Raw genomic sequence first — 25,195 nt, forward strand, 5'->3', positions numbered from 1 at the left:
TCAGCGGAAGGAGGCCGGCCTGTGGGTCCCACGGCGATGTTCGTCATCGGCACGGTGATCTGTGCCCTCTCTTCCCTGACCTGCTGGGCAATGACCGCTCTGCGCACCGGGCCCGCGGACAGCAGCATCGTCTCTGTGGCCGTGATCGAGCTCTACCTGATCGTCTACGGGATCTACGCCGGGGTCCGTCAGCTCACCGCCGGCCCTGAGATCGCCGGGGAGGCGTGGGAGTTCTGGGGCTATGTGCTGACTGCGCTGCTGCTGCCGGTGGGCGTGCTCGTGTGGGCGGTGCTGGACCGGACCCGCTGGTCCAACCTGGTGATGAGCTTTGTGGGCCTGGTGGTCTTCGTGATGATCTACCGCTTGGAGGAGATATGGTTCGGCACCGCGTTCTGAGCGAGGAGCCGGCGCATGACGGCGCCCCGGCCGTGGACCCCGGGTTCGAGGGCCAGGTGCCCCGCAACCGCGGCGTCGGGATGCTGATCATTGCCGCCTACGGGGTGTTCGCCGTCTCAAGCTTCGCCCGGGCGCTCTATCAGATCTCCACGGACTTCGGCACCTCGCCGGTGGCGTACCTGCTCAGCGCGTTCGCCGCCGCCGTATACATTCTGGCCACCTATGCTCTGGCTCATACGAGCGTCCGCTGGTGGACGGTGGCGCTGGCGGCTGTGCTGATCGAGCTGATCGGCGTGGTCGGCGTCGGGCTGTGGACGGTGCTGGACCCGGAGCTGTTCAACCGCAGCACGGTGTGGAGCCACTTCGGGGCCGGCTACGGCTACATCCCGCTGATTCTGCCGTTCATCGGCCTGCTGTGGCTTCTGAAGCACCGGCCGCGGAGCGCGTAGGGTAGGCCCGTGCAGATTTACCGCGGCCTGGAGGAGCTTCCTGCTCAGCCGGCCCCCTCCGCCATCACGATCGGCAATTTCGACGGCGTGCATCTGGGGCATCAGAGGGTCCTCGGCACCCTCGCGGAGCAGGCGGCGCGGTATCAGGCGCGCTCGGTGGCGGTCACCTTTGACCCGCATCCTGCGTTCGTCCACCGCCCGGAGTCCACGCCGCAGCTGCTGACGGGCCTGGGGGAGAAGCTGGCCCGGATCGAGGCTGCTGGTGCGCACACGGTCCTGGTGCTGCCGTACAACGAGGAGCTCTACATGCTGAGCGCGGAGGAGTTCGTCTCCCGATACTTCGTGGATGCGCTGAACGCCGCCGTAGTGGTGGTGGGCCATGACATCCATTTCGGCCGCGCGAGGGACGGCGACTTCACCACGATGGTGGACCTGGGAGGACGCTTCGGGTTCGACGTGGTGGGTGTGGATGACCTGGAGATCATGGGCCCTGACGGCCAGCAGCTGCACGCCCGCTGCTCCTCCACGGCGATCCGCACCGCACTGGCCGACGGCGACGTCGCCTCGGCCGCCCGGATGCTGGGCCAGCCGCATTCGATGACCGGCGAGGTGGTCCATGGGCAGGCCCGCGGCCGTGAGCTGGGCTTCCCGACGGCGAACCTTGCGCAGGATGCCGAGGGGCTGATCCCTGCGGACGGCATCTACGCGGGCTGGCTCTTCGATGAGAATCATATGCGCTGGCCGGCGGCGATCAGCGTGGGCTCCAACCCGACGTTCCAGGGCGTGGAGCGCGTGGTCGAGGCCCATGTCATCGACCGGACGGATGCGAGCATCGAGGATTTTGACCTCTACGGCCAGCAGGCGCGCGTGGAGTTCGTGGAGCGTCTGCGCGGGATGGTCGCCTTTGAGGGGATCGAGAAGCTGTGCGCCCAGATGGCTGAGGACGTGGACCAGACCCGCCGTGTCCTGGCCCAGTGCCGGGTGTGAGCGGTCCCGGGAGGGCGGCGCCCCGGCGGCCCAAGCGACGCACCGACGCTGACCCGCAGATCACCAGTGAGCAGCGGCGTCGTGCGCTGGGGGGCTCCTTCTCCGTCCAGGGCAGATCCGAGGCTGAGGCCTACGATGCGCTGCGTCCCCGCTATCCGGAGGCCGCGGTCGCCGAGATCCTCCGGGGAGCGCGGCGACCGCTGGCGGCTGACCTGGGGGCGGGCACCGGCATCCTTGCTCGTCAGATGCTCGCGGCCGGCGCCAGCGTCACCGCGGTGGAGCCCAGCGCCTCGATGACCTCGGTCCTGGCGGAGAGCGCCGCCCCCGTGACCGTCGTGAATGCTCCCGCGGAGGAGACGGGGCTGCCGTCGGGGGAGTATGACGTGGTGACGGCGGCTCAGGCCTGGCACTGGTTCGATCCGCAGCGCGCGCAGGCGGAGGCTCAGCGGCTGCTGAAGCCGGGCGGCCGGCTGGCGCTGATCTGGAACTACATCGACACCTCGGACGATGTCGCGCACCGGCTCACCCGGATCATGCGGGCCGGCGATGTCTTCCGTCCGGGGTGGAGGCCGGCCCTCGACCCCGGCCGGTTCGGCCCGCCGGCGACCACGGAGTGGCGCTGGTCCCGCAGCCTGACCGTCAGCCAGGTCTTCGGCTATGCGACCACGCTGAGCTCCTGGCTGAGCGCGGAGGAGGGGGAGCGTGCGCGGCGCCGGCGGAATCTCTGCGACTATCTCGGCGGGGAGCTGGGGCTCACCGATGAGGATGCCGTGGAGATCCCGATGATCACGGGCCTCCACGTTGCTCAGGGCAGACCGGTCCAGTACAGTTGAAAAGTTGCCTGCTGCAGTCCGCGGTGGCTGGCAGCCGGCCCTGTGGGGCCGCTCTATGATCGCGGTACAACGTCTGAGGAGACACCTATGGCTCTGGATTCCGCTGTGAAGCAGGAGATCATCAAGGAGTACGCCACCCACGAGGGTGACACCGGCTCCCCCGAGGTTCAGGTCGCTGTGCTGACCAAGCGCATCTCTGACCTGACCGAGCACCTCAAGGAGCACAAGCACGACCACCACACCCGTCGCGGCCTGATGCTGCTGGTGGGTCGCCGTCGTCGCCTGCTGAACTACCTGGAGCGCAAGGACATCGAGCGCTACCGTGCGCTGATCAAGCGCCTCGGCATTCGCCGCTGAGCGAATCACCAAAACCAAGTGCAAAGTGGGCGGCTCCTCTTAGGGGTCGCCCACTTTGTGTGTCAGACTGAAGGCGCACACCGAGAGCAACGATGCCGTATGTCTGGTCCTCGGTAGTGGTTCAAGGAATCTGAGTCCTTGAACTTCGATCGAAGACCGTCATACATCCAAAAAGCAGAACCGCTCTCGTGTGCGTTGCAATGCAATCGAACATGAGAGGAAACCCTATGACTGCACAGGTTGCAGCCCCTGAGGTTCACACTGCCGAGGCCGTGATCGACAACGGCCGCCACGGCAAGTCCACTATTCACTTTGAGACCGGCCGCATGGCCAAGCAGGCCGCCGGCTCTGTACTGGTCACCTTCGATGAGGAGACCACTCTGCTGTCCGCCACCACAGTGGGCAAGCACCCCCGTGAGGGCTTCGACTTCTTCCCCCTGACGGTGGACGTTGAGGAGCGCATGTACGCCGCGGGCCGTATCCCCGGCAGCTTCTTCCGCCGTGAGGGCCGCCCCACCACGGACGCGATCCTGGCCTGCCGCCTGATCGACCGTCCGCTGCGCCCCGCGTTCAAGAAGGGCATCCGCAATGAGGTTCAGGTGGTGGAGACCATCCTGTCCATCAACCCGGATGACCTGTACGACGTCGTGGCGATCAACGCCGCGTCCATGTCCACCCAGCTGTCGGGCCTGCCGTTCTCCGGCCCCATCGGCGGTGTGCGCATCGCGCTCATCGACGACGGCAGCGGCGCCCAGTGGGTGGCCTTCCCCAAGCACTCCCAGCTGAAGACCGCGATCTTCGACATGGTCGTGGCCGGCCGCGTGGTGGGCGACGACGTCGCCGTCATGATGGTTGAGGCTGAGGCCACCGATGACTCCTGGGACATGGTGAAGAACCAGGGCAAGCAGGCTCCCACTGAGGAGATCGTCGCTGAGGGCCTGGAGGCTGCCAAGCCGTTCATCAAGGTTCTGTGCGAGGCTCAGGCTTCCCTGGCCGAGCGTGCCGGCAAGGACGCCATCGACGTCCCGATCTTCAAGGATTACGAGGAGGACGTCCTCGAGGCAGTGAAGGCTGAGGCTGAGGCCAAGCTCACTGAGATCTACCAGATCGCTGACAAGCAGCAGCGTGAGTCCGCCGATGGTGAGCTGAAGGCTGAGCTGACCGAGGAGCTCGCGGGTGAGGGCAAGCAGTTCGAGGGTCGCGGCGGCGAGGTCGCCAAGGCTCTGGGTGCTGTCACCAAGCAGGTCATCCGCCAGCGGATCCTGCGTGACCAGTTCCGCATCGACGGCCGCGGCCTGACTGACATCCGTCAGCTGACCGCTGAGGTTGAGGTGCTGCCGCGGGTGCACGGTTCGGCGATCTTCGAGCGCGGGGAGACCCAGATCATGGGTGTCACCACGCTGAACATGCTGAAGATGGAGCAGTCCATCGACAGCCTGTCGCCGGAGACCAAGAAGCGCTACATGCACAACTACAACTTCCCGCCCTACTCCACCGGTGAGACCGGTCGTGTGGGCTCCCCGAAGCGCCGTGAGATCGGCCACGGCGCCCTGGCCGAGCGGGCCCTGGTGCCCGTGCTGCCGTCCCGCGAGGAGTTCCCCTACGCGATCCGTCAGGTCTCCGAGGCGCTGGGCTCCAACGGCTCCACCTCGATGGGCTCTGTCTGCGCCTCCACCCTGTCGCTGCTGAACGCCGGTGTGCCGCTGAAGGCGCCGGTGGCCGGCATCGCGATGGGCCTGGTCTCGGACGAGGTGGACGGGGAGACCCGCTACGCCGCCCTGACTGACATCCTGGGCGCTGAGGACGCGTTCGGCGACATGGACTTCAAGGTGGCAGGCACCTCCGAGTTCGTCACCGCGATCCAGCTGGACACCAAGCTCGACGGCATCCCCGCCTCCGTGCTGTCCGCCGCGCTGAAGCAGGCCCGTGAGGCCCGGCTGCACATCCTGAGCGTGCTGAACGCTGCGATCGACGCCCCGGACGAGATGGCGCCGACCGCGCCCCGGATCATCTCCGTGAACGTCCCGGTGGACAAGATCGGCGAGGTCATCGGCCCCAAGGGCAAGATGATCAACCAGATCCAGGAGGACACCGGCGCCGACATCTCCATCGAGGATGACGGCACCGTGCTGATCGGCGCCACCGACGGTGAGTCCGCTGCTGCTGCCCGTTCGGCGATCAACGCGATCGCCAACCCGACCGTCCCTGAGGTGGGCGAGCGGTACCTGGGCACCGTGGTGAAGCTGACCACCTTCGGCGCGTTCATCTCCCTGACCCCCGGCAAGGACGGCCTGCTGCACATCAGCGAGCTGAAGAAGCTCAACGGCGGCAAGCGCGTCGAGGACGTCGAGGACATTCTCGGCGTGGGCCAGAAGATCCAGGTCGAGCTGGCTAAGATCGATGACCGCGGCAAGCTCTCCCTGGCCCCCGTGGTCGATGAGGATGCTGACTCCCGGGAGAAGGAGTCGGTCAACCAGGTCAACGAAGAGCCTGCCGAGTAGTCTCAGGCTCATAGTTCGGATGAGGCCGGGATCCCGTCAGGGGTCCCGGCCTTTCCATGGGATGAAAGGTCTCGCTCATGCCTTTGGCTGAGGTTCTGCTGGTGCTGGAGCTCATCGGCACCTTCGCCTTTGCGGTGTCCGGGGCGCTGCTGGCGGCGAAGAAGGGGGTCGACATCGTCGGCTCGCTGCTGCTGGCCAGCCTTGCCGGCCTGGGCGGCGGCGTCATCCGTGACCTGGTGCTCAGCGATGCGGTGCCGACGGCGTTCGCGCACCCCTACTACCTGATTCCTGTGGTGGTCGCGGTGACGGCGGTCTACGTCCGGGCGATCCGGGAGGACCGCCTGCGGCGCACGCTGCTGGTGTTCGACGCCGTCGGGCTCTCGGTGTTCTGCGTGATGGGCACATCGATCGCGCATGCGGCGGGCCTGAATCCGGTCGCCGCGGCCCTGCTGGGCCTAACCACTGCGGTGGGCGGGGGCACTCTGCGTGACGTGGTGGCCAATGAGGTGCCGGAGATCTTCAACCCGAAGGGCGTCTACGCGGTGCCGGCCATGGTGGGCTCAGCCGCCGCGGTCATCGCCTTGGAGCTCGGGGTCTTCAACAGCTTCGCCGCGGTCGGTGTGGCCGCCGCGGTGTTCCTCTTCCGGCTGGTGGCGCTGAGGCGCGGCTGGACTGTGCCGCTGGCCGCCCACGGCACGCTGCCGGGCGGGCGGTCCGACTGACCCGCGGCTGATTCTGGCGGCCGCCCTGCGCGGCTCAGAGGGAGACTTCGCCCTGGTCGCCCATCTCGGGGCTGCGGCTGCGCACGGCTGCGGCAGCGAGCTTCACCAGGGCCACGGCCTTGCCCGGCCCCTCCCAGTAGTGGGCGGTCTCGGGGGTGACGCACAGCAGGGCGGCCTGGGGGTCCTCAGCGGCGTCGCTGAAGTAGGCCTCTGCGCCGATGTCCTTCAGCTGCTCCCGCTTCTCCTCGTCCCGGACGACTTCCGCGGTCCCGGTCACGGAGACCCAGGTCTTGTCCTGGCTGAAGGCGAGGTTGACCTGGCCTTCTCCGAGCACGTCGTCGACCTTCTCGGAGTCCACTGGGGTGAAGAACCAGATGCGGTGGTCCTCATCGATGGTGGAGACGGCCATGGGGCGGGAGACCAGGCGCTGGGCGGCGTCCACGGTGGTGAGCATGCAGGTTCCGATGTCATTCATGCGGTCGATGAGGTCGGATGCGGTGAGGTGGCTCATGGTTCTCCTAGGTGGTGGGTGCTCAGCTGTTCGGGGTCCTGAGGCCTTGGAGGGCGGGGCCCTCGAGGATGTTTCCCTCGGTGTCGAAGCGTGAGGCGTGCAGCGGGCAGTCCCAGGTGCATTCGGCGTCGTTCCAGCTCAGGATTCCGCCCATATGCGGGCAGACGGCAGAGACTTTCCGGGTGGTGCCGTCCACGGTGGAGACGCCTACCGGCTTGCCGTTCTCACGGCCGACCGTGCCCTGGCCTTCCGCGGGCGCCTGCTGGGGCAGGGAGCTGAGCTCGGAGGCGACCCAGTCTTTGCCCATTCGGGCGCCGATCTCGAGGTTGTCCTTCATTCCGGTCGCCAGGCCTTGGGCGGTGACGGACCGGTCGGCGAGCACATAGGCCCAGGGTGTCTGTCCTTCGAGGATCTCTGAGGAGATGGCCAGTGCGGCGGCGACTCCGTTGGTCATGCCCCATTTGTTGTAGCCGGTGGCCAGGTAGATGCTGTCTCCGCCGAGGGGGAGCCTGCCGAAGAACGGGACGTAGTCGGCGGGCCGGTAGTCCTGGGCGGACCATGCGTGGGTGCGCTCGGCGCCGGGGAAATGGTGCTTGGTCCAGGCGTCGATCTCCTCGACCGCCTCCTGGTGGGATTCCGCCCGGCCTACGATGTGTCCGTTGCCGCCGACCAGCAGCAGCTCTTGGCCGTCGATGGTGGAGGTGCGGGTGCTGCGGCTGGGGGAGTCCACGGACAGGTGCATGCCCTGGGGGGTGTGTGCGCCCTCAGGGAGGCGGTATGCCAGCGAGTAGGAGCGATGGCCCTTCATCTTGGCGAAGTAGCCGCCGCGGTCCAGCACGGGCGCTCCGGTGGCCAGCACCAGGTGGTCGGCGCTGAGGCTGCCGTCGGTGGTCTCGATCTGCACGGGGGTCTCGGAGCTGGCGTCGGTGACCCGGACCCCTTCGACGATGGTGCCGCCGCGTCTGCGCAGCTCTGCGGCCAGGGCGTCGAGCACTTCGGTGGGGTGGATCTGTGCCTGGTCGTCCAGGGCGACGGCGCCGGAGACCGGGTGGGGGAGCTCTGTGTCCGCGGTCCAGTAGGCATCGAGGCCGACGGTGCGGGCAGCGTCGAACTCCCGCTCCAGGGAGGGAACCCCCTCGTCAGTGTTGGCGTAGATGAGGGAGGTGCGGCGCTGGTATTCGACGCCGTGGTCCTCCAGGTAGCGCAGCAGCCAGGCTTGGCCTTCATGGTTGGCGTCCGTGTAGGCCTGCAGGACCTCGTCGGAATGGTGGCTGCGGATGCTGGCGAGGTTGGTGCCCTGCAGCAGGGAGACTTTGGCGGTGGTGTTGCCGGTGGCGGCGGCGCCTACGCTCCGGGCTTCGAGGACTGCGACCTGGTGTCCGGCGCGGGCCAGCAGCACGGCGGTGGTCAGCCCGGTGATCCCGGCTCCGGCGACGACGCTGTCGTAGTGCGCGCCGTCGGGGAGCGTCTGGGCGGGGGTGCTGACGGGGTGGGTGTCGAGCCACAGCGAGCGCATCAGGAGATCCTTCGGTCGAGGTCGGTCTCAGCCACCTTTCTCATCCTGGTGTCCGGTCCTGATCGTCAGCTGAATGCTCGCGGGTCAGCTGCTTGGGCTTCGCTCAGGACTGGGTGAGGAACACGTCGGCGTAGTACCAGCCTTCGGCTTCCAGGCCGGTGGGGTCCAGGCCGCGCCGCTCGGTCTCCTCCATTGCTTGGGCCTGCTCGTCCTCGTTCACGAATGTGCGTTGGCGCAGGTGGGCTCCGGGCTGGCGCTCCAGCCTCACGCCGAACCGGGCGAACGCCTCTTGGATGGGGCCCATGTCGAACTGCCGCAGGGCGAACAGCGCCGCGCGCACCTCCCCGGGGTTCTCGAGGCATTCGAGCACCCGGGTGATGGTCTTGTCGGTGATGTAGCTGATGCCGCCGGTGCAGGTGATCAGCTGGGTGCCCCGTATCCCCTCAGCGAGGCTCTCGGAGGGCGCGCTCTCCTCGAGGTTCTCTGCCCAGCCGGCCTCCAGCAGGCCGGCGCCGGCGGCGTAGTCGATGGCTGACTGGGAGATGTCCAGCCCGCGGATCTCTGCCTGCGGGGCTCGCACGGAGCGGTAGAACTCCCGGTCCTGGTTGATGAGCGTCTCCGGGGTGATCTCGTCGAGCGCGGGGTCCTGGTACCGGGCGCGCAGCTGCCAGAGGGACACGGAGTGGTTCAGGAGCATGGCGTTGAACCCGTAGGAGCAGCACAGGTCCAGCACGTTGGTGTCCGACGGCGGGCCGGCTGGGATCTGCGGCAGGATCCAGGGGAGCGCGTTCTGCGGGACCTGGTAGTCGTACTGAGAGAGTTCGCGCAGGTAGCTTCGCGGGTCGGGCGCGGAGTAGATGTCGGTGAAGGAGGCCTTGTAGCCGAGGCTGCTCATCCGGGGCTCCGGGTTCTCGGTAGGGGGAATCAGGCGTTGAAGATGCTGCGGAGGGCCTCGACCCGGTTGGTCTGCTCCCAGGGGAAGGCCTCTTGGCCGAAGTGCCCGTTCCTTGCGGTCTCTGCGTAGATGGGGCGCTTGAGGTCGAGGTCTTCGATGATGCCCAGGGGTCGCAGGTCGAATACCTCACGGATGGCTGAGGCGATCTGGACCGGGTCGACCTTCTCGGTGCCGAAGGTCTCCACGTACACGCCGACGGGGTGGGCGCGGCCGATGGCGTAGGCGATCTGCACCTCGACCCGGTCGGCCAGGCCGGCGGCGACCACGTTCTTGGCCACCCAGCGCATGGCGTACGCGGCGGAGCGGTCCACTTTGGAGGGGTCTTTGCCCGAGAAGGCGCCGCCGCCGTGGCGGGCGAATCCGCCGTAGGTGTCTACGATGATTTTGCGGCCGGTGAGCCCGGCGTCGCCGACGGGCCCGCCGATGACGAAGGGCCCGGAGGGGTTGATGATCTGGTCCACCCCGGAGAGGTCCAGCTGGGCGCCCTCGATGACGGGGGCGATGACGTGTTCGCTGATTTCGGCCTGCAGCGTCTCCTGGGCGGTTTCTGCGGTGTGCTGGGTGGAGACCAGCACCGTGTCGAGGGAGACGGGCTTGTCGCCGTCGTAGCCGATGGTGACCTGGGTCTTGCCGTCGGGGCGCAGGTGGGGCAGCTGCCCGGACTGGCGGACCTCGGTGAGCCGGGCGGAGAGGCGGTGGGCCAGGGCGATGGGGGCGGGCATGTAGGTGTCGGTCTCGTTGGTGGCGTAGCCGAACATGATGCCTTGGTCGCCTGCGCCCTGGGCGTCGCGGGGGTCGTCTGCGCCGCCGCGCGCCTCCAGGGAGTTGAAGACTCCGCCTGCGATGTCGGGTGACTGCTGGCCGATGCTGATGGAGACGCCGACGCGTTCGCCGTCGAACCCGTTGGCGGAGGAGTCGTACCCGATGCCGGTGAGGGTTTCGCGGACGATCTTGGGGATCTCGACGTACCCGGAGGTGGTGACTTCGCCGGCGACGTGGACCAGCCCGGTGGTGGTCAGCGCCTCCACGGCGACCCGGGAGTCGGGGTCGACGGCGAGGAGGGCGTCGAGGAGGGCGTCGGAGACCTGGTCGCAGATTTTGTCCGGGTGGCCGATGGTGACCGATTCGGAGCTGAACAGGCGGAGGGCGTTTGGAGTCACCAGATCAGGGTACTCGTGTGCGGGGCGGATAGGCTGGCTCCATGACGACTTTTGACTACAGGATCGCTGACATCTCGCTGCATGAGGCTGGCCGCCACCAGATCCGGCTGGCTGAGCATGAGATGCCGGGTCTGATGGCGCTGCGTGAGGAGTACGGGGAGTCTCAGCCGCTGGCCGGTGCCCGGATTGCCGGGTCCCTGCACATGACGGTGCAGACGGCGGTGCTCATTGAGACGCTGGCGGCGCTCGGCGCGGAGGTCCGGTGGGCGTCCTGCAATATTTTCTCCACCCAGGATGAGGCGGCGGCCGCCGTCGTGGTGGGCCCGAATGGCACACCGGAGAGCCCGCAGGGTGTGCCGGTGTTCGCGTGGAAGAACGAGACCCTGGAGGAGTACTGGTGGACGGCCAGCCAGATCTTCAGCTGGCCGGGTGCTGAGGCTGATCCGTCCAAGGGTGCGAACATGATTCTTGACGACGGCGGGGACGCGACTCTGCTGGTGCACAAGGGTGCTGAGTTTGAGGCGGCCGGCGGTGTGCCCTCGGCGCAGGAGGATGACCCGGATGAGTACCGGATCATTCTGGAGACTCTGCGGAGGTCCCTGGCGGAGAACCCTCAGCGGTGGACGAACGTGTCGCAGCAGCTGTTGGGTGTCACGGAGGAGACCACCACGGGTGTGAACCGGCTGTATCAGCTGGCACGGGAGAGCAAGCTGCTTTTCCCGGCGATCAACGTCAATGATGCGGTGACCAAGTCGAAGTTCGACAATAAGTATGGGATCCGCCACAGCCTGCCGGACGGGATCATGCGGGCCACCGATGTGCTGCTGGCGGGCAAGACCGCGGTGGTGTGCGGCTACGGCGATGTGGGCAAGGGGGCCGCGGAGGCGCTGCGCGGGCAGGGTTCCCGTGTGGTGATCACGGAGGTTGACCCGATCAATGCGCTGCAGGCGGCGATGGACGGCTTCCAGGTGGCGACGCTCGATGATGTCGTCTCTGGTGGTGACGTGTTCGTCACCACCACGGGGGGCAAGGACATCATCACGCTGGATCACATGCGCCGGATGAAGGACAAGGCGATTGTGGGCAACGTGGGCCACTTCGACAATGAGATCGACATGGCGGGCCTGGAGCGTCTTGAGGGTGTGCGCAGGGTGGAGATCAAGCCGCAGGTGCATGAGTTCGTGTGGCCTGAGGCGGACCAGAATGAGGCGGGCACCCGCAGCATCATTGTGCTGTCTGAGGGTCGGCTGCTGAACCTGGGGAACGCGACCGGGCACCCGAGCTTCGTGATGAGCGCAAGCTTCACCAACCAGGTGATGGCGCAGATCGAGCTGTTCGCGAAGTCCCACAAGGCTGACTACGACGGCGAGGACGCCTACGCGAACCAGGTGTATGTGCTGCCGAAGCTGCTGGATGAGAAGGTTGCCCGCCTGCACCTGGACGCGCTGGGCGTGAAGCTCACGGAGCTGTCCAAGAACCAGGCCGAGTACCTCGGCGTCGACGTCGCCGGCCCCTACAAGCCGGACCACTACCGGTACTGATGGTCGGACGGAGTGGCATGAACCCTGGCTGGGGGTTTAGCTCCACATAGCACTGATGGGCATGGCCCAGATGCGGTCGGACACTTCATGAATTGTGCGACCGGTGTGGAAGAGGACGCCTGCTTTGAATGGCTCACCAATTTCGTCGCGGAGCCATTCCATGTGACGACCCATGCGACGGTCGATGTTTGCTGAGGCTTTGACTTCCGCTACGACGACGTCGCCTCGCCGGTCCTCGATGATGAAGTCGACTTCACGTCGTCCGTTGGTGTCGCGGAGGTGTGTCATTCGTCCTCGTCGCGGTCCGGCGCTGAGCATTGGTCGGAGTTGCATGCCCACGTAGGACTCGATGATCCGGCCAAGAAGGTTCGAGTCGTCGAGGACAGCGTCAGCACTCACTCCCGCTAGCCATAGGGCAAGTCCGGTATCTGTGACGTGGAGTTTAGGAGATTTGATCATCCGCTTGAGGCGGTTGTGTCCCCATGCCGGAATCCGCTCCAGCAAGCCTAGTTCCTCGAGGAGGTCCAGGTAACGGTCGGTCGTTTCGCGGCTGGTTGAGGCGGCTCGTACGAGGGTTTCGTGAGTGGGGATCCCGGCAGTGTTGAGAGCGGCTGCTCGGAGGAGCCTCTCCATCGCAAGCGGTTCGCGGACTTCGCCAAGCGGTTCTACGTCCCGTCCTACAGCTTGGGATATGTAGCCTTCGAACCATTGGTCCCGGAACCGCGGGCTTCCTTTTTGCGCTTGTGGAAAGCCTCCCGCAGCGGCGAGCTCTACGTAGTCCCTGAGAGCCGGAGCTTCTGAGGGGATGGTGTCTGAGATGTCCTGCTGGAAGAGGCGATCGATGAAATCGAGGTTCTTCCCCTTATTGGCGAGTTCATCTTGAGTCAGGGGGTGCATTTGGATGGGCGTTATGCGTCCTGTGCCGGGCCAGGTGCCGGTGAGGGTACGCGCTCGTACGCTTCCGGTGATGAGGAAGCGTCCGGGCTGGGAGTCCTCGTCCACGGCGCGTTTGACGGCGCTGAGGGATTCTGGGACATCCTGCCACTCGTCGATCAGAATAGGGGGTACAAGGCCGCGGAGCTGCTGGTCGGGCTCTTCGCGCATGAGGAGTGCGTCGCGCGGTGTGTCCAGTTGCAGCGTGGACGTTGCTCGGCGTCGAGCAGTAGTGGTTTTTCCGCAGGCGCGGGGTCCAGTGAGCATGAAAGCGGGAAGCTCTCCGATGAGCTCGTCGAGGTAGGTATCTACATACCGTGTGACATACGGTTCCATCGCCTATCCCGCCTATAGTCTGAATCTAGCACAGCCTTTAGACTGAATTTAGCACACTCTCTGCTCTTGGTTTAGCACGTTTTCTGTTCTGAAATGGGCGCACTGGGAAGTCGCAGATTGGCAGACACCCTTGGCGCTCCGCATGTAGTGGCCTTGGGAAGCGAGCTGGGGCAGGTTCTGGGATTAACGGCAGGTTTCGTCCCGCCGCATTCTGGTGCTTGCCCACGGGCTAGACTCGGGGGCGATGAGCGAGCGAATCAGTACTGGTCAGACCTTGCCGGGGGTTCCGTCGTCTGAGGCGGCTCCGGGCGGCTTGCAGCATTTGGTGGCTGAGGCGGCGGAGCGGTCTTCCAGTGACACCATCATCATTTTGGGGAAGGGGCCGTCGGCGGATCAGGCGACGGGGCGGGCCTTCCGGCACAACACGGTGATTGGTGTGAACGATGCTGAGCGCATCCAGCCCACGGATGTCACGATTTTCCATGAATCGTGGGTGGCGGAGTCGATCTTGGATGAGGGGCTGCGCTCGCGTGCGTATGTGACGGCCACGGATTTTGATGTGCCGGGCAAGACGGTGGTGCGGCTGCCGTTCAAGCCTTTGGCAAATGATGAGGAAGACATCATGCTGTCCCGGTTCCAGAGCCGGGAGGAGGTCGCCATTGAGGAGGCGATGTTCCTGACCGCTCTGGAGATCTCCCGAGCGATCGCGGACCATAAGGGCCGGCCTCAGACGGTATACATGGTGGGCTTCGACTTCACGCCGGGTGCGGGGATGGCCCGGGCGGCCACCACCCAGTACGCGCCGCATCTGACGTCTGGCCGCGGCGCGGGCATTCACCTGCAGCAGTACATTCTGCGCAACGCGCTGTACGCCCTGGAGGATTCGAACCTGTCGGTGCACCATGTGGGCACTCATGAGTTCTCGAGTCTGACCATTGAGGATCTGAACGAGAAGTTCCGGATGCTCATCTCTGAGCCCACGGGCCAGATCCCGGTGGTGCGGGAGGAGCCGGAGCCTGAGATCCCGCAGGTGGAGGTCACCGCGGAGATCACCACGAACCACTTCGGTGACTTGGACCGGCTGGAGCGGCTGGTGCGGGCGGCGCATTCGGCGGGCGCTGACTGGGTGAAGGTCCAGAAGCGTGAGGTGGAGTCCTTCTACGCTCCGGAGCAGCTGGCCCGGGCGTATAAGTCGCCGTTCGGCACCACGTTTGGTGATTACCGACGCCAGCTGGAGCTGGATAAGACCGGGTTCCGGTTCCTCGATGGGCTGTGCAGGGACTTGGGCATCGGATGGTTCGCGAGTGTGCTTGATCAGCCGAGCTTCGAGTTCATGATGGAGCTCGAGGTCCCGCTGATCAAGCTGCCGTCGACGATCTCGGAGAAGCGAGACTATCTGAGCTTCGTCGCGGAGAACTACACGGGGTCCCTGGTGATTTCGACGGGAATGACGGATCAGTCGTACGAGGACTGGCTGCTCTCCACATTCACTCAGCAGGACACCTTGTATCTGCTCCACTGCAATTCGGCGTACCCGACTCCGGATGAGCACACCAATATTGGCGTGGTTCGTCACTACGCGGAGTTGGCGGAGCGCCAGGCAGACAAGCCGGGCCCACGGATTGTGCCGGGCTATTCCAGCCACGACTTCGGGTGGATGGCCTCAGCGCTCGCCGTGGCCGCGGGTGCGGGCATGGTGGAGAAGCATGTGAAGCTGGGGAACACGGAGTGGGCACATTTCGACGCCGTGGCGGTGGACCTGATGACGGATGATTTCCGCGAGTACGTGGACCAGGTGCGCAAGGCGCAGCTCCATGTGGGCTCCACGGAGAAGCGCATCACCGCCTCAGAGCACCACAAGTACTACTGAAGTCGGATGCTTGTTAAGTAGCGAAGGATGCCCATGCCCAGTAACAGGACGACTAATATTAGGATTAGGTCCGGTGCTTGTCTTGAGGGCAACGGAAGTTGCCCTAGCCTTATTGAGGAGGCAATAGGACGGATGCCTCGTTGCTACCCAGCAGGGTCGATTTTAGGAGACGTGCAAAGATAGAAATGCCAAAAATATCAGTGATTGTTCCCATTTATAATACCGAGCAATACCTGGAAAGGTGCCTGCGTTCATTGATGACGCAGACATTTAGAAACTTTGAGATTCTTTGTGTAGATGACGTCTCTCCGGACAATAGTGTCGATATCATCGAGCGGCTGGCGGCGGAGGACGCCAGGATCCGCCTAATACGTCATGAGAAGAACCTTGGTCTGGGTGGCGCCCGAAATACTGGGCTGGAACAGGCAAAATCTGAGTGGATTGCGAGTGTAGATAGCGACGACTATGTCGCATCAGACTTCCTTGAGATTCTTTGGAACGGTACTGAGGGAGGGCACTTTGACGTTGTCGTGTGTGGTTATGAAGAGATAAATGAGGACGGCGTGCCGCGTAGTCGTCACATGGCTTCGAAGAAGAAACTTGACCCCTTGCCCGAGGGAAGCAATCCATTCAAAATCACTAACCCTTCCTTCTGGAATAAGTTGTGGCGCCGCTCCCTGTACGCAGATAATGATATCTGGTTCCCTCACCACCTATACTATCAAGATAGGGCCACTACACCCCGCATTTACTCCACTATGAAAAATATCAACTTTGTCGGAGGTGTGCCTTATAAGTACCTAATTCGGGAGGGAAGCGTCACTCAATCCGTGAGTGACAAGCACCTCTTCGATCAAATTAGGGTGCAGGACGTACTGAAGGACTTCTTCGTTCAGCAGGGGACTTATGAAGGGTTTTCTTCAGAGTTCAGGGAGCGAGTTTTTCGAGGCTTTTCTTATCATACGGAGAATATTGTCCGCAGCCACCGTGCCGGAACGAAAGAGTCAAACGAGTATCTACGTCATTTGCTGTTGCTGCGCGAGGCGTATTTGGCGCTAGACGACCGTTTTCGAGCGATGACTTTCGATGAGAAGAAGTCCGCATTGCTCAAACACGAAACGTTGCTCAGGTACGAACCGGAACAAAGCGTGACGCCAGCCATCGAGAGCGCCACTCCATTTAGAGAGCCGTTGCCAGAAAACCCGAGAGTGCTGGTTCTCACGTTGCATTCCGGAGAGAACGAGTTCTCGCGTAGCAAAGCATCGCTGGGTGCCCAGGTCCACACAAACTGGGAGCACCTGGTGATCGAAGGGCTGGAGAGCGCGGAGGCGCATTCAAAGCTATACGAGACCATCATGGAACGAGCGAGGGAGTTTGACCTCTTTGTCAAACTTGATGCCGACACTTTGTTTGGGAACACGTTTGCGCTAGAGGATGTACTTTCGAAGTTCAGGTCCGACCGTGCCCTAGACCACCTCGTAGTTCCGTGCCGCGATTTTATGACAGGAGAGGACATCATCGGCGTTCACGCCTTCTCTCCTCGAGTTAGTTGGCCTCTAGGCGACGAGGACCTTTTCGTCGATCCGAACCCTGATTTTCCCGGTCGGAGTAAGGTGATGGACGCGCCTAAGCGAGCTTGGTTCTATCATTCGCCGGATCCAAGCCTTCTCCAGGCCTTCCATTTCGGTGCCCATCGGTGCCTTAAAATTACCCAGCCAAATCGAGCCGTAAGTGAAAAGCGGACTTATGGAATTCGAGAGCAGTGGCGGGTTCTCTTGAGGGTACGTCGGCAATACGACAAGAGAAAGGATCGCCGGCATGCTCTGGCCTTGATTGGGGCTGATCTAGTTCAGAGGGGTCTCATTGACCTGGAGGCTGCCAACTATCACAGCCACTCCCTAAAATCGGCGTTCGAGACATGGGCTGCTCGGACAAGTACCGAACTAGATACGCGAATTCAAGAAATGTGGACTGACGAGCAAGCAGCTTTGGCTTGGTATCGAGAGGCAGCCGGGACAGAGGGACTTGTTGCGATGGGTGAATATGGAGCCCGGAACCAGATCGAGGCCAATTCGACTAGCAAGATCGCGAAGGCTGGGCTCCAACAAGCAGAGCTCCCCCCTGGACCCGTCTTCCGTGAAGTTTACGAGGAGGCGGTTGGGAAACTCCGCGAGGCGCATTACCAGGCTGCTTCTGAGCTTTTCCAAGTAGCCGCTCAAATACGTTCTTGGTCAAAACTGGCTAAAGTTGGTATGGCTGAGGCTTACGTTGGGCTGGGGGAAAAAGCAAGTGCGCTGGAGATCTATAAGGCGCTTGTCAGAGTCTGGCCCGAAGACCCCAAGTTAGATCGCCGGTATCAGGAGCTTTCGTCCAGTACCACCCTGCCTACTGTAAAGCTTCCACCTAGATCTATCCAGTCTAAGCCACGAGCTACTAGAGAAGCAGCAAAATAGGAAACACAGGATAATAAGTGTATTATAATTAAGGAATAGATTTTGTCTGTATTGGTTACTGGGTCCGCTGGATTTATTGGTGCCGCTGTGGCGGATTCTCTCTTGAGGGACGGTTTTTCTGTTGTGGGGCTAGACAACCATAGTCACTACTATGATCCCTCGCTCAAGGAAGCCCGTGTGCGTCGCCTGGCGACATATCCTCGATATAGCCACTATCGAGTCGATCTATGTGATCATTCGGCATTGGACGAGATTGTTCGTTCGTCTCAGCCAGGCATTGTTGTCCATTTGGCCGCTCAGGCGGGGGTGCGTTACTCACTGAAAGAGCCCAGAGCCTACGCAAACAGCAATATTGTTGGTTTCGTTAATATTCTCGAAGCAAGCAGATCGGTTCAGGTTGAGCATTTTGTGTATGCGAGCAGTTCAAGTGTGTATGGAGCGAACAAGTCCCTCCCTTTCTCCACTAAAGATAATGTCGATCACCCACTTAATCTTTATGCGGCTACAAAAAAATCAAATGAGCTCCTAGCGCATTCTTATAGTCACTTATTCAATATGCCCACGACTGGACTCCGTTTTTTCACTGTATATGGCCCCTGGGGTCGGCCTGATATGGCGCCATATAAGTTCGTTAAATCAGCGCTCGAGGGACGCGCTATAGACGTCTACAACTTTGGTGATCATCAGCGCGACTTCACTTACATTGATGATGTAGTTGAAGGCGTTCGTCTCGTAATGGAAAAGTCGGCACAGGGTCAAGCTGAGTGGGATGGGCATGCCCCTGATCCAGCAAGCAGCGCAGCACCTTGGCGCGTTCTGAATATTGGTAATTCAAACCCTGTTGACCTCATGGAATTTATCTCGGCGGTTGAGGAGGCGTCCGGTGTCACCATGGAGAAGAACCTTCTGCCAATGCAGCCTGGTGATATGCGCGCGACATATGCAGATGTAAGTGTCTTGCAATCTGAATTCGGATACAGGCCAAATACTTCTGTGCGGACAGGAGTTCGGGCGCTAGTTAATTGGTACGAGGAATACTATGGTCTTTAGTGTGAGCTAAAGGAGGCCCTGGCGGGATGGCGAATTCAAGAGGTGAGCGCAAGGAGCTCTGTGAACTTCTCCGAGCGGGGTCCTATAGCCCAGAGTTTTCCTCGGGCGGGTGTTCAGGCTCAACTGAATTTCGTCCAGTTCTGAGCGGGTATGACGGCTGAGGTCAGTGCCTTTAGGCAAGTACTGACGCAGCAGTCCATTGGTGTTCTCGTTGCTGCCTCGTTGCCACGGCGCGTGTGGATCGCAGAAGTAGATCGGGATGCCTGTAGCAGTGGTGAACTGGGCGTGCTGAGCCATCTCTGCTCCCTGATCCCACGTGATGCTCTGTGCCAGCTCCTGAGGAAGCGTGGCGATGGCCCCACGCATCGCTTCTTCTACCTGCGGGGCGCTCTTACCCGTTGGAAGATGCAGCAGCAGGGTGAATCTGGTGTGACGCTCCACCAGCGTGCCTACGGCGCTGCGGCTACCCTCTCCGAGGATCAGGTCGCCCTCCCGTTGGCCAGGAACTGCGCGATCTTCCGCCTCGGCAGCACGCTCGCTGAACATCACCATCCCTGGTAGCCGGCCTCGTCGTTCAGCCACACCGCTGCGGCACTTGCGGGTGGTCTTGCCTGAACGTAGACAGCGCGCCAGCTCTCGGCGCAGAGCGCCTCGGCCCTGGACAAACAAGCTCTGATAGATCGTCTCGTAGCTCACATGCATCTCAGGATCGGTGGGGTACTCCAACCGTAACCGGGATGCGATCTGCTGAGGAGACCACAGCTTCAACAGTCGCTCAGTCACCTCAAATGCCAGCCGCTCTGAGTCCAGTTTCAGCGGCTTAGGCCGCCGGGACTGCACCCGGGCATCTTCATGACAAGACCAGGCTGAATAATTCTCTCGCCCGCCGCCTCGAACGACCTCGCGGCCGATCGTCGAAACTGCGCGCCCGAGCTTCCCAGCGATAGCAGTCAGAGAACGGCCCAACCGGAGACTGACCACAATCTGCTCGCGTTCATAGATCCTCAGATGCCCATTCCTAGGTTGCCAGCCATAAGGCTTAGCCTCCAGATGACGCCTGTGAAGTCTCAAGACATCAGTGACAGTTCTGTATCAGGAGATCGGTGACACTGTGCGGGGTCTTGGTGGTGACACTTCTCAGGCTCTGATAGGGGGTGTCGAAGTTCAATGATCCTGTTGATCCTCGTATCCGCTTAGCGATCTCACAGTGGCCTGATGATGTACCGCGGGGATCGGTCTCCAGTTCTGTGCCGAGCATGGGATCTCGCGGAAGTCGTTTACAAGATCCTGAACCAGGCCCGGGATCGCGGGGCAGCTGCGGCGCTGGAACCGCGTTCCCGGCGTCCGAAGTCCAGTCCCTCCAGGCTGGATGAGCAGCTCAAGAGCCAAGCGCTGCAGGTCCGGGAAGCCCTGGCCTCCTCAGGGCTGGATCATGGGCCGATCAGCGTGTTCGAGAAGATGCGCTCCATGGGTATCACCCCACCGGCGGTGGCCTCATTGGCCAGGATCTTCCGGCAAGCAGGGGTGGCCAAAGAGGAGCCGCGGAAGCGGCCCCGGGCTGCTTACCGACGGTTTGTCTATCCGGCGCCGAACTGCTGCTGGCAGCTCGATGCCGCGGAGTATGTGCTCACCGGTGGGCGTAAGGCGGTGATCTTCCACCTCCAGGATGATCACTCCCGGCTGGCGATTGCCTCGGTGGTCGCCACAGGTGAGACCTCCGATGCTGCGATCAGGGTGGTGAAGAAGGGCATCGCTGCCTATGGGGTGCCGCAGAAGCTGCTCACCGATAACGGTGCTGCGCTGAACCCTTCACGCCGTGGGGTGACCGGGCAGCTGTTCACCTATGTGAGCAGCTTCGGGATCACCCCGATCACTGGCAAGCCGGGTAAGCCCACCACCCAGGGCAAGAATGAGCGGTTCCATCAAACCTTGTTCCGCTACTTGCATGCACAGCCGCTGGCAGAGACGATCACGCAGCTGCAGGCCCGGTCGATGCCTTCGATCTGATCTATAACACCCAGCGGCCCCACCAAGGCCTACCGGGCAGGATCACCCCCGCGGCGGCCTGGGCCGGCACCGCTGTGGCTCACCCGCCGCGGCCAGCACCGGCACCGGTGGAGCCCCAGACACCGGATACTGCCGCTGAGGTGGCTGATAGGCCGGAGTCTCTGCCCCTGGAGCCGGACAGCGGATGGGCAGGTGATGAGATCAGGAAGGTCAACCAGGTCGGACAGGTTCATGTAAAAGGGGTCCGCTACCAGATCAGCATGGCTCTGGCCCGCCAGCACGTCCATGTGCTCTGGGACCAGGAGACCATCATCTTCGTCGACACCAACGGCGAGATCCTCATCGAACACCCCTGGCCACCGAAGACCACCGGCCACATCAGTAACCGAGGCCAACGCAAACCGGGCCCCGCCCCCTGAGACCGTGAGTGTCACCGATGTCCTGAGACATCAACTGCCACCGATGTCCTGAGACAGAAGTGTTACCGCTCTCCTGAGACATCACACCAAACTGTAGGGCACGTCAGCAGACCCGATGCTAGTGCGGTTTGCTTGCGCAACTTGGTTGAGGTCGCGCTTCACATCAGGTGGCATACTAGGACGGTCAACGTGCTGTCGTCATTTGAGAGTGGAAGGGATGGATAGCGTTCTGGAGGGGCATAATCAGATAACTTTTCGGTCTCGCCTGTTCCAGGTGTATTTGAAGATGGACGGAGCAAGCGGTATCGCCCTGGAGCGGACCGCCCTCCGCGCTGAGTCCCTTCACATGCGGGATCTCCTGGCACATGCCGCTACCCACGGCACTCTGAACTTCACGGAGCTGAAAGGTCGAGTTCTCGCGGAGACAGTGTCGGGCTACTCGCTCGAGCCGCGAGCACTAGGCCGTCTGGCCTATGTCAGCGCCCTGCATGAGGCAGAGGACAAAGATCTTGAGTTCGCGGTTGCCGCTCTTGAGCTGGCCCTCCCGCGGATGGGGAGGCAGAAGGGAACGCAACGGTTCAGCAAGCTCCTCGCGGACATCTACGCGGAGAATCGCGAACTGGGGAAGTTCGACGCCTTAGTCGAGGCGCACCCCAGCATCAAAAGTCACTACTACTCGTACCTCACGGTCGATTCACGCAGTCCTTTCCTGTTGAACAGTTCCGAAGCCCACGCCTACGAGAACTGGCTGGACGGGTTCAACCGTCAATTCATTCGTAATGACCTCATCCCTGTCTATCTCACCGAAGGGGAAGCAGCACCCTTCAACCGGTTGACAACACTTCGTATCGAAGGTCCTCAGCCTGAAGGCCCACTGGTCACAGTCATCATGACCAGCTTCAAACCGGAGCGGGCCGATCTCCTTCAATCAGCCCGCTCCATCATGGAGCAGAGTTGGAAGAACCTCGAGCTCCTGGTGATCGATGACGCGTCGCCAGCTGATTATCAGCCCGTTCTGGACGAGCTTGAAGAGATGGACCCACGCATCCGCGTGTTCCGCCTGGAGACGAACGGCGGCACCTACGCGGCACGGAACGTGGGAGTTGCGCACGCACGAGGCGAATTCATCACGGGTCAAGACGCGGACGACTGGTCCCACCCCCAACGGATCCAGACCCAAGTCAACCACCTGCTCCGCAACTCCCACCGGCCAGGCAACCAGGTTTACACCGTCAATATGACTGAAGACCTCGTACGCATCCGACGCGGTTACTCGCCTTTCATCCCCTCGGCCCCGACCCTTATGGTGAGGACCTCAATCATGCTGGAGCTGGGCGGCTACATCCCTGCCCGCAAAGCCACAGACAACGAAATGCGGCACAGATTAGGCGCATACGCCGGAGCAAGCGTCTATCAGATCAGCGAACCGCTCATCTTCATGCGGATCCTCCCCAATTCGCTCTCCCGCAGCGACTTCCGCCCGGGGTGGCAGCACCCGGCCCGGCGAGCACTATGGAGCAGCTACAGGAGATGGCATGAGCGAGCCAGCCGCCAGGAGCTGCAACTCTCTCCCACACAGGAATACCCCATCTACATCCCTCCGCGCTTCACCAGTCCTCCGGAGGAGGAGCTCGAGCTCGATGTGCTCTTCGTCGCAGATTGGTGCGAATACGGGAAAACCCAAGCAGCCGCCTTGGAAGAGATCAGAGTGCTCAGGCGTGCCGGGTACAGCATCGGCATCATGCACCTCGAGAACGCCGTGCATCTATCAGAATACGCGCGTACATATAGCCACCCTGTGCAAGAACTGATCTCCAACGGGGAAGTTACCCACGTCATCCAGGACGAAACCTTCTACAAGGTCAAACTGACGTTGGTCCGAAGTCCCGAGCTTCTCCAGTTCATGCCGCACGGAACTGTTGGTTTCAACGCAGGAAAAACTGCAGTCGTGGCAGAAAAACTGCCGTGGGAGGCTGCAAGCTTCCACGTCAACTACCTGCCAAGCGACTGCGCGCACAATGCTGCGAACTTCTTCGGGGCCCGCCCCCTGTGGTTGGCGCAGACCGATGCAGTCAAGGCCCAGCTGCACGACATGGTTCCCGGGGATGAGCTCAACGACGCTCCATATGTGGTCGCTTTCGACGCTGAAAGATGGAGGACAAGACGCATTCGCCCACGTGGCCGTCAGCCAATTCTTGGCAGGTGGGCAGGTGAGAGCACCGCACTCTGGCCAAACAGCCCAGAAGAGATCGAAGCCATCTGGCCTACCCACGGGGAGGTTGATGTCAGGTTCTACGGAGCCCCCACCGCGGTCCTGCAGGCGCTCGGCCAGAAACGTCTTCCTCCTGCATGGATCAGCTTCGGCGAGCAGGAGATCACACGAAAAACCTATTACCGTTCACTCGATTTTTTTGTGCACTATCCTCAGCGCCACACGATTGAGAAACCGGAACTGCCAGTACTGGAAGCGCTCGGCGCCGGGTGTATCCCCGTCCTTCCTCCCTGGATGAAAGACGTTTACGGTGACGCGGCCATCTACGCTGACCCGCCGCAGGTGCAAGAGGCCATCAATCAGTACTGGAATGAGACGGAACGGTACCTCGCCCAGTCTCAGCGCGGTGTCGAATTCGCCACTCAATACCAGAAGAGCGGTTATCGAGAACTGATGGATGACTTGCTCACAGCCAAAGAGCCCACACCCGAGGAGGCAATGGCCCGGTGAAATATCTCTCTAGACCACAACGGACGCTGATGGGAGGACTCGGCTTCGCGCTCTTGGCGACTCTGATCACTATCGTCCTTGAAGCATGGCAGTTCGCAGCTTTGGGTGCAGTCGTCAGCTTCGGGATCTTTGCCGCGCTTGTCGTGTTCACGTTGGCTGCGCTGACCCGGTCTATGCAGCTCATCCGCACCCGTGTTCGAAACATCGACCCTCGTGTCCGAGAGATCGCAGCTGGCGTGCGGCGGCTTGATAACCGGACCGCTGAGCGCTTCAAAACTCTCGAAGCTACACAGGCGCGCCTCGAAGCCTCGGAGCGCCGCGTCCTCGCCAGCGTGGAAGCCCATCGTTTCGACCTCGAGGACGAGATCAGCCAACTTCATACCCATCTCCAAGACAACCGCTAAGCCCGGCACCGACCCCTACTGAAGAGGTTCAGGAAGATATGACGCTGCGCAACTACGCTGACCACTACGGGGTCGAAGTGGATCCTAAGATCCGCTCCGAAGACGTGACGATCGCATTCGCCTTCGATGCGGGATACCTTCCCCTGTTCCAAGTCGCCGCCTACAGCCTCGCACAGTCCAAGAACTTCCTGGACTCCGAGGTTGTCATCTACACAGATGACCCAGTGGTCGCAGACGACCCGATGGTGAAGATCACTGCGGACCGGATCAGCATGCTCGAGGGTGAACGACGGGAGCGTCTCTACGGATTGGCTGAGAATAGCATTCATCGAGAGGACCGTGCGCAGTGGAACAAGGGGACCTTCCTCAAATGGATGATGTTCGAAGAGCAGAACAACCCGACAGCGGTTTTCCTCGACGTTGACATGATCTTCCTCCGCAGCTTCGACGAAAAGCTGCTTCAAGCTGCCACCGCAGACTTCAACGCCGCGCCTCAATTCATGTACCGGCTCCTGAAGGATGAGGCAGGCGAACACCTGCCGCTCTCCCGGAAATGGGAAGTGATGAACGCCGCCCTCGCAGCGGACTACAGCGGTCGTCTAGCAACCAACGTGAACAGCGGACTCATGGTGATCCGCGAGCCGATGCTTTCCCGCGCCTTCTTCGACGAAATCACGGCATTCGCCTCGCAAAGCCGCCGCACCAATGAGCAGAGCCACTTCACGGCGTACTTCAAGAAGCACCCGGAGCGTCTCAAGATGATCTCCTACGCCTTCAACCATCAGGATGAGTACATCGGGGCCCTGCGTGATTGGGAGGCCATGAAGGAACTCATGGAGAAGATCTCCGTCATCCACTACGCCGGCAAGCCCAAACCATGGCACCGGCGGCTGAGCGACGTTCCGCGCCCAACAAGCAGCCTCTGGCATTGGCACGCCACTGCCTCCGGAGCAGATGTTCGCCCCCTCATGGGCGTTCCGGCAGTCTCCTGAACGTCGTTTCAGGGCACATTTGGTTCAATGCCCGGGCACAAGTCACGTGCACCATAGGCACGAAACCTGACGAGGAGAATG

At 62.2% G+C, this 25,195-nt stretch carries 21 protein-coding genes and 1 pseudogene; 16 read left to right on the forward strand and 6 right to left on the reverse strand.

Annotated features, from left to right (window positions below):
- Positions 1-21: 21 nt before the first annotated feature.
- The 7 genes from FWJ47_RS05175 to FWJ47_RS05205 all read left to right on the forward strand — a co-directional run bounded on the left by FWJ47_RS05175 (position 22) and on the right by FWJ47_RS05205 (position 6,245).
- Positions 22-396: a hypothetical protein gene (locus FWJ47_RS05175; RefSeq protein ID WP_342779652.1), complete on the forward strand. Its 375-nt coding sequence runs from the start codon at positions 22-24 to the stop codon at positions 394-396.
- The gene (locus FWJ47_RS05180) at positions 375-845 is read left to right on the forward strand and encodes a hypothetical protein (protein ID WP_342779653.1); all 471 of its coding nucleotides are present in this window, start codon (positions 375-377) and stop codon (positions 843-845) included. The genes FWJ47_RS05175 and FWJ47_RS05180 overlap by 22 nt, the downstream gene beginning before the upstream one ends.
- Before the next feature lie 9 nt (positions 846-854).
- Entirely contained in the window at positions 855-1,832 is a 978-nt protein-coding gene (locus FWJ47_RS05185; protein ID WP_147105046.1) for a bifunctional riboflavin kinase/FAD synthetase, read from the forward strand.
- Positions 1,829-2,665 (forward strand): class I SAM-dependent methyltransferase, encoded by an 837-nt coding sequence (locus tag FWJ47_RS05190; RefSeq protein WP_170228488.1) that lies wholly within the window; start codon positions 1,829-1,831, stop codon positions 2,663-2,665. The genes FWJ47_RS05185 and FWJ47_RS05190 overlap by 4 nt, the downstream gene beginning before the upstream one ends.
- Before the next feature lie 87 nt (positions 2,666-2,752).
- A complete protein-coding gene (rpsO, locus tag FWJ47_RS05195; protein ID WP_147105052.1) occupies positions 2,753-3,022 on the forward strand; it encodes a 30S ribosomal protein S15 in 270 nt (89 codons plus the stop codon).
- Between the two features lie 227 nt (positions 3,023-3,249).
- Positions 3,250-5,523, forward strand: a complete 2,274-nt coding sequence (locus tag FWJ47_RS05200) for a polyribonucleotide nucleotidyltransferase (protein WP_147105055.1) — start codon at positions 3,250-3,252, stop codon at positions 5,521-5,523.
- A gap of 77 nt (positions 5,524-5,600) precedes the next feature.
- On the forward strand, positions 5,601-6,245 hold the full coding sequence (locus FWJ47_RS05205) for a trimeric intracellular cation channel family protein (protein ID WP_147105058.1): 645 nt from the start codon (positions 5,601-5,603) through the stop codon (positions 6,243-6,245).
- A 34-nt stretch (positions 6,246-6,279) separates the two neighbouring features.
- Here FWJ47_RS05205 and FWJ47_RS05210 read toward each other — a convergent pair whose 3' ends face one another.
- The 4 genes from FWJ47_RS05210 to metK form a co-directional block, all read right to left on the reverse strand.
- Positions 6,280-6,756 (reverse strand): pyridoxamine 5'-phosphate oxidase family protein, encoded by a 477-nt coding sequence (locus FWJ47_RS05210; protein WP_147105061.1) that lies wholly within the window; start codon positions 6,754-6,756, stop codon positions 6,280-6,282.
- Positions 6,757-6,778: 22 nt separating this feature from the next.
- The gene (locus tag FWJ47_RS05215) at positions 6,779-8,272 is read right to left on the reverse strand and encodes an FAD-dependent oxidoreductase (RefSeq protein ID WP_147105063.1); all 1,494 of its coding nucleotides are present in this window, start codon (positions 8,270-8,272) and stop codon (positions 6,779-6,781) included.
- Positions 8,273-8,375: 103 nt separating this feature from the next.
- Positions 8,376-9,167, reverse strand: a complete 792-nt coding sequence (locus FWJ47_RS05220) for a hypothetical protein (protein WP_147105066.1) — start codon at positions 9,165-9,167, stop codon at positions 8,376-8,378.
- A 29-nt stretch (positions 9,168-9,196) separates the two neighbouring features.
- The gene (gene metK, locus FWJ47_RS05225) at positions 9,197-10,387 is read right to left on the reverse strand and encodes a methionine adenosyltransferase (protein ID WP_147105069.1); all 1,191 of its coding nucleotides are present in this window, start codon (positions 10,385-10,387) and stop codon (positions 9,197-9,199) included.
- 41 nt (positions 10,388-10,428) lie between these two features.
- Between metK and ahcY the strand changes: the two genes are divergently transcribed.
- Positions 10,429-11,928 carry an adenosylhomocysteinase gene (ahcY, locus tag FWJ47_RS05230; RefSeq protein WP_147105072.1) on the forward strand — a complete coding sequence of 500 codons (1,500 nt, stop codon included), beginning with the start codon at positions 10,429-10,431 and terminating at the stop codon, positions 11,926-11,928.
- A gap of 36 nt (positions 11,929-11,964) precedes the next feature.
- Here ahcY and FWJ47_RS05235 read toward each other — a convergent pair whose 3' ends face one another.
- A complete protein-coding gene (locus FWJ47_RS05235; RefSeq protein WP_147105075.1) occupies positions 11,965-13,197 on the reverse strand; it encodes a DUF4143 domain-containing protein in 1,233 nt (410 codons plus the stop codon).
- 244 nt (positions 13,198-13,441) lie between these two features.
- Between FWJ47_RS05235 and FWJ47_RS05240 the strand changes: the two genes are divergently transcribed.
- From FWJ47_RS05240 to FWJ47_RS05250, 3 genes are all read left to right on the forward strand, one after another.
- A complete protein-coding gene (locus FWJ47_RS05240; RefSeq protein WP_147105078.1) occupies positions 13,442-15,067 on the forward strand; it encodes an N-acetylneuraminate synthase family protein in 1,626 nt (541 codons plus the stop codon).
- A 185-nt stretch (positions 15,068-15,252) separates the two neighbouring features.
- Positions 15,253-17,520 carry a glycosyltransferase gene (locus FWJ47_RS05245; RefSeq protein WP_246126318.1) on the forward strand — a complete coding sequence of 756 codons (2,268 nt, stop codon included), beginning with the start codon at positions 15,253-15,255 and terminating at the stop codon, positions 17,518-17,520.
- Positions 17,521-17,562: 42 nt separating this feature from the next.
- Positions 17,563-18,570 carry an NAD-dependent epimerase/dehydratase family protein gene (locus tag FWJ47_RS05250; RefSeq protein ID WP_147105084.1) on the forward strand — a complete coding sequence of 336 codons (1,008 nt, stop codon included), beginning with the start codon at positions 17,563-17,565 and terminating at the stop codon, positions 18,568-18,570.
- Between the two features lie 35 nt (positions 18,571-18,605).
- Here FWJ47_RS05250 and FWJ47_RS05255 read toward each other — a convergent pair.
- A pseudogene (locus tag FWJ47_RS05255) lies at positions 18,606-19,626 on the reverse strand (IS30 family transposase); the annotation flags it as partial.
- Positions 19,627-20,037: 411 nt separating this feature from the next.
- Between FWJ47_RS05255 and FWJ47_RS12425 the strand changes: the two are divergent.
- The 5 genes from FWJ47_RS12425 (at position 20,038) to FWJ47_RS05275 (ending at position 25,114) form a co-directional block, all read left to right on the forward strand.
- A complete protein-coding gene (locus FWJ47_RS12425) occupies positions 20,038-20,577 on the forward strand; it encodes a DDE-type integrase/transposase/recombinase (protein WP_425465991.1) in 540 nt (179 codons plus the stop codon).
- 140 nt (positions 20,578-20,717) lie between these two features.
- Entirely contained in the window at positions 20,718-20,996 is a 279-nt protein-coding gene (locus tag FWJ47_RS12430) for a hypothetical protein (protein WP_425465992.1), read from the forward strand.
- Between the two features lie 217 nt (positions 20,997-21,213).
- Positions 21,214-23,718 carry a glycosyltransferase family 2 protein gene (locus FWJ47_RS05265; RefSeq protein WP_170228490.1) on the forward strand — a complete coding sequence of 835 codons (2,505 nt, stop codon included), beginning with the start codon at positions 21,214-21,216 and terminating at the stop codon, positions 23,716-23,718.
- Positions 23,715-24,122, forward strand: a complete 408-nt coding sequence (locus tag FWJ47_RS05270; protein ID WP_147105093.1) for a hypothetical protein — start codon at positions 23,715-23,717, stop codon at positions 24,120-24,122. The genes FWJ47_RS05265 and FWJ47_RS05270 overlap by 4 nt, the downstream gene beginning before the upstream one ends.
- A gap of 38 nt (positions 24,123-24,160) precedes the next feature.
- Positions 24,161-25,114 carry a glycosyltransferase gene (locus FWJ47_RS05275; RefSeq protein WP_147105096.1) on the forward strand — a complete coding sequence of 318 codons (954 nt, stop codon included), beginning with the start codon at positions 24,161-24,163 and terminating at the stop codon, positions 25,112-25,114.
- Positions 25,115-25,195 lie beyond the last annotated feature (81 nt).

The organism is Nesterenkonia populi (assembly GCF_007994735.1).
In the GTDB taxonomy this organism is placed as follows: domain Bacteria; phylum Actinomycetota; class Actinomycetes; order Actinomycetales; family Micrococcaceae; genus Nesterenkonia; species Nesterenkonia populi.